Origin of the sequence: Sunxiuqinia dokdonensis (assembly GCF_001270965.1) — a bacterium.
Lineage (GTDB): Bacteria > Bacteroidota > Bacteroidia > Bacteroidales > Prolixibacteraceae > Sunxiuqinia > Sunxiuqinia dokdonensis.
In genome coordinates this window covers 1-7,546 of sequence record NZ_LGIA01000202.1, presented here as the reverse complement: position 1 = coordinate 7,546, position 7,546 = coordinate 1, and the positions used below count along the sequence as shown (strand labels likewise).

The window sequence follows — 7,546 nt, the reverse complement described above, 5'->3', positions numbered from 1 at the left end:
TTTCTTTTCATCAGCGCTCTTATCCTTGTAACCCAACAAATGCAAAACACCGTGGACAAGCACTCGGTTCAGCTCGTTCTGAAAATCCACTCCAAAAGTAGCAGCATTTTCCTTGACCCGATCGACACTAATAAAGATATCGCCTGATATTTCTTTCCCTTCAACATAATCAAAAGTGATGATATCAGTATAATAATCGTGATCCAAATACTGCTTGTTGATCTCTAGCAGGTAATCATCGCTACAAAAAATAAAAGTGATTTCTCCAGGCTCTCGCCCCTCTTTTTTTATGGTATTCTTTATCCACTTTTTGGATTTCGGTAGGTCTAGTTGAAATTCTTCAATCTCTTCAAAGTAAAAGTTGATGCTCACGACTCAATTCAAATTTAATTTTTACCAATGATCCATTATTTTCGAATGTCACATTATCTGCCAAATTCTTAATAATAAATATTCCTCTTCCTCGTTCGTTTTTTATGTTATGTGTCTCAGTCGGGTCGGGCACCTCATGTACATCAAAACCCACTCCTTCATCTTCTATTTCGATCGAAATACTGCGCCTGTCGCATTCAATCCTAATTTCAACCAATTTATTAATATCATGGCCATTTCCGTGTGAAATAGCATTGTTTACAGATTCACAAACAGATAAAATAACGGAACCAAATAGCGCTTCGGGAAAACCGGCGTCGGCTAAAAATGACTGTATGAAACGTTCAACATCATACAAATAAGTTAGGTGAGATGGTATACTGAGTCTCCTTTTCAATTTTCCTTTCTTAAATTATTGATATATTCCCTGTACTTTCGATCGTAAAAAATTCGTAACTGATATGCATTTCTCTCAATTACATCCTGGAGTTCTTTTTCTTGCTGCTTATACTCAAAAAACTCTATTGGGTTACTGTAAAAATTCTCATCAACCGTTTTGGACTCCCGTTCATCTTCAACATCCCTTTCCATCTCTGCCTTTTCAGCTTTCAGTAACTTATTGAGAATTAGATTTTGCCGGCTTATCATCGTCGCTGTAATTTGTTTATTGGCCAGGTCGACATTATTCTGTTCCAGCAATTGATTAATTTGCTTGAGTTGCTCCTTTGCCGAACTGCCCACGTCCGAATCCATCATTAACTGCCGAATCATCTGTTGCATCATTTCTTGTTGCGCCAGTGTTTTCCCAATCTGTTCGCTCATGCCACCCGACTCGCCGCTTTTCATTTGCTCAATCATTTGTTGTAACTGCTCTTTGATGCCCTGCTGCGCATCCTTCAGCATATTCATATTATTGCCTTGTCCCGACCCAGGCTTGTCACATTGCTGATCGCCAGGCATTGAACTGGCCATTTGTTTTTGAAGGTTGTTTAAAGCTTCATTTAAGAACAGAGCCATATTGTTGGCAGCGGTCATCGCCATTTGCTGATGGCTCACCGCTGTGCCAAATCGACTCTCAACCAATTCACTTAAGGCGCGATCCATTGAAAACTCAAGCTTCATCAACTCTTTTGTGACCACATTTCCTATTTCGGGCGTACGCTTGGCCACCGCAAAAAGCGAGTCTTTTACTACGCCACTCTGTTTGATGAGTCGATCCTGATTCTTGCGAACCTCTGTCAAACGCGGATCACTCTCGGTCATAGCGCGCACTTGATCATGCAACATCTCCTGCCTTAATGACAAGTACACCAGATTATCCAAAATTTGTTGCAAATCACGGATGTTCTCCATGCTTTCCTTTTGCTGATTCATGGCTAACATTTGATCTAGACTAAAGGAAGCATTTTCAAAACTCTTCGCATTATTCTCAATTTCCTCTACCGATTTTTTCTTCCGCCGATTATCGAGCATCTCCCCGATCTCGTCGTAATTCGAATTGATCTTCTCAAACTCCGAATCCAACGGATGCAAATTCATAGGTTTGTCAAGCGACTCATTCAGTTTCAAGGCATCTTTCAAATCGTCTTTAATAGACTCAAAATCCCTGCGATTTTCACGCTCCTTCTCCCGGGTCTCTTCAAATATTCTATTCTCATCCAGTTCGCGGGCGTTCAATTTCTCCTTATCAGCCAAATCAGCCAATCCATCTATCACATTTTCAACCTTTTGCTCCACTTTCATTCTTTTCAGCATCTGCAAATTGCGCTCCAGCTGTTTAGACAAATCATCCATCGACATCTCCGACCGGTTGGACAATTCATTAAATTTAGATTGATCAAAATCTTTAGCAAGTTCATTAAATTCTTCAAACAACTTTTTAAGCTCCTCATCAAAAACATCATTCAACAGCTCTTCCACCTCTTGTTGCTTTTTAATCAATTCTGCGTTCTCTTCACTAAAAGAATTTCTCAAATTATTCATCTCCGAATTCTTCTGCTGAACCTTTTTCAAAATTTCTTCCAAGCGATTTTTCTTATTCAGAATCTCAGAAACCATTTGTTGCTTTTCCCATCCCGAAGAATTTTCGCTCAAACTTTTGAACTTTAAATCTTCAATCGCCCGCTGTATTTCATCTGACAACTCCATACTTTCGGCCATCAACTCTTCCAACGATTGAAAATTTTGATCATCCAGCTCATCCAATTCTTCTTTCGAAGGGAACTTAAACTGAAAAGTTTCCGAAACTGATTCTTTATACTGATGAAAGTAATCGTTGTCGCGCACCGAAAAATAGTAATCAACCTGATCGACCACACCAGCCAAATCGCCGAAATCATAAGTAAAATAAAAGTCTTGCTGACTCAAATTTTCTGCAACAGGCAAAACTATTGAACTATCATTTTGATTAATAACTAAATGATAAGCCAAACGATGAAAGCCGTAATCATCGTTAATACTTCCTTTAAAGAAAAACCTGGTAAACTCGGTTGAATCGCGCAATTGCACCACCTTGATTTCGGGGTACAAATCAGGAATAACTTCAATCGAAAAGCTCAACAAATCATCATAGTCAAAATCCTCATTTTTTATTGATATCGAATAGTTTACGTTTGACCTCGCCACTGTACTCACGCGATATTCCTTGTTGACTTCCTCCGCGGAAACTCTTCCGCCATCAAGCTTAAAAATAAGTGAGTCCGTATCAATAGCTTGAAAGAGCCAGCTAATTTCTGATCCATACGGCACCTCCAAATCACCGAGCATGCTTTCCTTTCTTGTTTCATATCCAGTATATGCCGGGGGAACGATCTCAACCGTATAATCCAAAATAGCCGGAGCCGCTAAAACTTCAACTTTGTACCGCGCTGACTGGTGGGTCAGATCGGTGAAGTATACGGTAAAATTGTTGTTCACGTGTTCCAATTCGTGCAAAAACAAGTCGTCCTTTTTATTCATCAAATAATTTGATCCTCCAATATTTACATACAAAATCTCGGGAACCTGCCGCCCCTCGCACATAACCGTCAAACTAAGCCGGTCGCCTCTTTTTACCTGCAAACTATCGTTGATGACCACAAAATTAAATGGCGCTGGCTTCAGAAACGTTCGCTCATAAGCCAGAAGCCGTTGCGATGCTTCAGTAAAAACACCGGGAAACACCATAGACAAAACCACTCCAAACAGCCCGAGCGCTGCGAGAAGCAATACACTCCTTCTCAACTTTCTAAAAGAAACAGCCTTTGAAAAATCAAATAGCTTGATTTGATTGATTTTTTGATTGACGCTGGCCCAAACCAACGAATCCGATGATTCCTTTTCCAGCTTGGCCAGTTCTATAATATTCAATAGCCGATCGTCAATTTCTGAAAAATTCTTCGTAATTAAGTCCGCGGCTGTTTCAAAATCCATCGTTTTCAACAAGCCAAGCAAGCGAAATAAGGGTATGAAAAAATAAAAAACGCTGACCGCAGCGAAAGACAAAGCCGATGAGAAAAATAAAAACTGCCGAACAGTGGAAGACAAAAAGCTAAAGTACTCAATCGTAGAAACGACAATAACATAACTGATTATCAGTGTTATAAAAAGAATAATCCCTTTCATAAACTGATAAAAATTGTACTTTCTAATGTACGCATTGAGCTTATCAACAAGATGTTTATAGCTTTCCGTCATAAATTTTAAATCGCTCCCTTTTAGTGTTTTAAAAACTTCAATATTTGTTAATTAATTCTCAGCTGTTGTTAATTGATAACAAATAAAAATCCAAAATTATATTTTATAATCCGGATTCTGATTTTGAATAGCATTTTTAAAGCAAACGATCAAGGATTATTTTTAAAAAATCATACGCAATCAATCAACATCAAAACCTCGTTCAACAGCAAATAAAAAATCAAAAAACACAGCTATCAACAACTGTTAATTAAAGTTGCATTGATCTGATTCACTGTTTTAATAGCTGTGTATAAACAGTGAACAAAAAAGCAATAACATGGGCCTTTTTAAGAATGCAAGGAATAGCCCAAAAATTTATACAGGCAATCAACACCCTATTATATTATTCATTTTTTAATTTCATTTAAAACTATAAATAATAAATAGCTGTTAGATGAAATTCATTTGAAAATTCTTGGGATATTGGGGTTTCCTTTTGTCTTTTTTTAGAATTAACTTTACAAAGCTTAACGAATTCGTGGATGGAGGAGAAACTTTCAATATTGCTTGTAGAAGATAATATTCTGAATCAGAGGATAGTAACGTTTAGTTTGAAGAAATACGATCACAAAGTTACCATTGCCAATAACGGTTTGGAAGCCTTAGACAGGTTTAAAGAAGATCGGTTTGATGTTATTTTGATGGACATCATGATGCCGGAGATGGATGGGTTGGAGGCAACTGTAAAAATAAGGGAGCTGGAAACAGAGAACAACTTAAGCAACCGAACGCCTATTATTGCCCTTACAGCAAACACAATGGATAACGATCGCGACAAATGCATTTCGTATGGGATGGACGAATTTATGGCCAAGCCTTTTGATATCGAAAAGCTAAATCAGATTTTTCAGGATCTGGAAATTGTAAAATAGCTGAGGCCGCCAACTCTTCATGAAATAAAGCTATATTTGTTCGCTAAGAAAAGTACAGTTTTATGTCCGATCCAATAGATCTTCACGACGATTCATTTTCAGAAAAAGATGTGGATTTTGATAAGCAATTGCGACCACTGACCTTTGATGATTTTAAAGGTCAGAAGCAAATTGTAGAAAATCTGAAAGTCTTTGTTCAAGCTGCAAAAATGCGTGGCGAAGCCTTGGATCATGTCTTGCTGCATGGTCCTCCCGGACTCGGTAAAACCACCTTATCGAATATTATTGCCAATGAATTGGGTGTGAGTTTAAAGTTGACATCCGGCCCGGTATTGGATAAGCCTGGCGATTTGGCCGGCTTGCTGACCAATCTGGAGGAAAGCGATGTACTTTTCATTGACGAGATTCATCGTTTAAGCCCCATTGTCGAAGAATATTTGTATTCGGCTATGGAGGACTATAAAATCGATATTTTAATTGATAAAGGTCCCAGTGCACGCTCCATTCAGTTAGAGTTAAATCCCTTCACCTTGGTTGGGGCCACAACCCGGTCGGGATTATTGACCAGCCCGCTGCGGGCCCGCTTCGGAATTAATGCTCACTTTGAGTATTACGATCTCAGTATTTTGACGGGTATTGTCAAACGCTCGGCCAGTATTTTGAAAGTGGAAATAAAAGATCAGGCGGCCGTCGAAATTGCTTCGCGAAGCCGTGGTACGCCTCGTATTGTGAATGCTTTGCTTCGCAGGGTGCGCGATTTTGCACAGGTAAAGGGAAACGGAAAAATTGATTTGGAAATTACCCGTTTTTCACTCGAAGCCTTGAATATCGATCAGCATGGTTTGGACGAAATGGACAATAAAATATTGACTACTATCATCGATAAATTTAATGGCGGACCAGTTGGTATTTCGACCATTTCGACAGCTGTAGGCGAAGACTCAGGAACAATTGAAGAAGTGTACGAACCCTTTTTAATCAAGGAAGGGTTTATTAAACGCACACCCCGCGGACGCGAAGTGACCGAACGAGCATACAAGCATTTGGGAAAAATAAACTACGGTGGAGGCCAGGCGCCTACTCTTTTTTAATCAGTTTTACTTCGTACAAATGGGGCCAAAGTTTGCCGGTGATATACATTTTTCCATTGTCAGGATGAATGGCGATTCCATTTAAAACGTCAATTGGTTTATCGGGATTATAAAGTACCGAAAGCAAGCCTTCGAAGTTAATTTTGGCCAGCACTTTTCCGGTGTTAGGATCAATTTTTACGGCGTTGTTGGTTGTCCAGATATTGGCGTAAAGTTCCCCTTCGTAAAACTCAAGTTCATTCAAAAATTTTACCGGGCCTTTGTCATCGTACACCTGAATTTTTTTGACGACCTGGTAGCTTTCCGGATCAATAAAATGCAGGAATTCAGAACCGTCGGTTTTGATTAAATGGGTGCCGTTGTGCGCCAATCCCCAACCTTCAGGCGTGTCGAAAGTAAATGAATCAATGCGTGCAAAGCTGTTTAAATCATACACAAAACCTTTCTGCGCTTTGTAGGTCAGTTGGTAAATTTTATTGTTGAAAATGGTTATTCCTTCACCAAAATACTCGTCTTCCATTTTGAATGATTTAAGAATATTTCCAGAATTCAAATCGAACTGATAAATTCCTGATTTGCCTTTTTCTCCTGTACTTTCGTAAAATTTATTGTTATGAATTTCGAGCCCCTGCGTAAAATGTTCAACATTGTGCGGATAGGTGTTGACCACTTCGTAACCATACTGTTCGGGCTTAATGTCGGAAACCACTTCGTAGGATTGAAAGGTAACACCCTCTACCCCATCGGTTTTGGTTGACAGTACCTTAATGCTGTGTTTGCCCAATACATTTAAATTGGCAATGGAGTAAGAAAACTCCAGCTCATCGCTGCTTGTAACCAATTCGTTGTTGATATACAGTTTTGAGTCTTTCAATGCTCCATCTTTATTTTTTACAACGACTGAAATGGTCATCGAATCACCAAATTCATATTGGTTTTTTTTAGGTTGCATGGTAATTTTGGCAACTGGTTTTCGCGATCTCTGCGATTTGTTGGAGCACGAAATGAAACCCACGAAAAACGATGATACCAGTACGACCAGGAATATTCTAAACTTCATTTTTTGATTCGGTTTATCTTGAGGCAATAAAAATACACAAACTTTGAAAGACTGAAACCAAACAAAATCTTTTTGCATGAAAAAAAACAGCCTGAATCCCTATCTTTGACAAAATTTTGAACTTTGAACTCATTTAAGAAACTAGCAGGAGAAACAGCCATTTATGGCATGAGCAGCATCGTTGGACGCTTTATCAATTGGTGGCTTGTTCCGTATTATTCATTTATATTTTTGACAGCTGAGTATGGTGTGGTTACGAACTTATACTCATACATGGCTTTTTTGCTGGTTATTTTAACCTATGGCATGGAAACCGGCTTTTTCCGTTTCGCTTCGCAAAAGGAAAACAAGGAAAAAGCCTATTCCAGCGCATTAATTTCCCTGTTCAGCACGAATTTTGGGCAGCCTGCTTTCTTCCTTTCTGGTGCCGGTGG

The 7,546-nt window shown here is 39.0% G+C and carries 6 protein-coding genes and 1 pseudogene; 3 read left to right on the top strand and 4 right to left on the bottom strand.

What is annotated here, in order from left to right; all coding sequences use genetic code 11:
• The 3 genes from ybeY to NC99_RS18945 all read right to left on the bottom strand — a co-directional run.
• On the bottom strand, positions 1 to 372 hold a 372-nt coding region (gene ybeY / locus NC99_RS18955), incomplete at its 3' end, for an rRNA maturation RNase YbeY (protein WP_082326582.1).
• The gene (locus tag NC99_RS18950; RefSeq protein ID WP_053187629.1) at positions 350 to 769 is read right to left on the bottom strand and encodes an ATP-binding protein; all 420 of its coding nucleotides are present in this window, start codon (positions 767 to 769) and stop codon (positions 350 to 352) included. The genes NC99_RS18950 and ybeY, both read right to left, overlap by 23 nt.
• Positions 766 to 4,047, bottom strand: coding sequence for a DUF4175 family protein (locus NC99_RS18945; RefSeq protein WP_053187626.1), 3,282 nt, complete (start codon positions 4,045 to 4,047; stop codon positions 766 to 768). The genes NC99_RS18950 and NC99_RS18945 overlap by 4 nt, the downstream gene beginning before the upstream one ends.
• A 524-nt stretch (positions 4,048 to 4,571) precedes the next feature.
• Between NC99_RS18945 and NC99_RS18940 the strand changes: the two genes are divergently transcribed.
• Both NC99_RS18940 and ruvB read left to right on the top strand, forming a co-directional pair.
• Entirely contained in the window at positions 4,572 to 4,961 is a 390-nt protein-coding gene (locus NC99_RS18940; protein WP_053187623.1) for a response regulator, read from the top strand.
• 62 nt (positions 4,962 to 5,023) lie between these two features.
• The gene (ruvB, locus tag NC99_RS18935; protein WP_053187619.1) at positions 5,024 to 6,052 is read left to right on the top strand and encodes a Holliday junction branch migration DNA helicase RuvB; all 1,029 of its coding nucleotides are present in this window, start codon (positions 5,024 to 5,026) and stop codon (positions 6,050 to 6,052) included.
• Here the strand turns inward: ruvB and NC99_RS18930 are convergent.
• Positions 6,039 to 7,112: a glutaminyl-peptide cyclotransferase gene (locus NC99_RS18930; RefSeq protein WP_162231261.1), complete on the bottom strand. Its 1,074-nt coding sequence runs from the start codon at positions 7,110 to 7,112 to the stop codon at positions 6,039 to 6,041. The genes ruvB and NC99_RS18930 overlap by 14 nt on opposite strands.
• A gap of 123 nt (positions 7,113 to 7,235) precedes the next feature.
• On the opposite strand from NC99_RS18930, the pseudogene NC99_RS18925 reads away from it, so the two are divergent.
• A pseudogene (locus NC99_RS18925) lies at positions 7,236 to 7,546 on the top strand (polysaccharide biosynthesis protein); the annotation flags it as partial.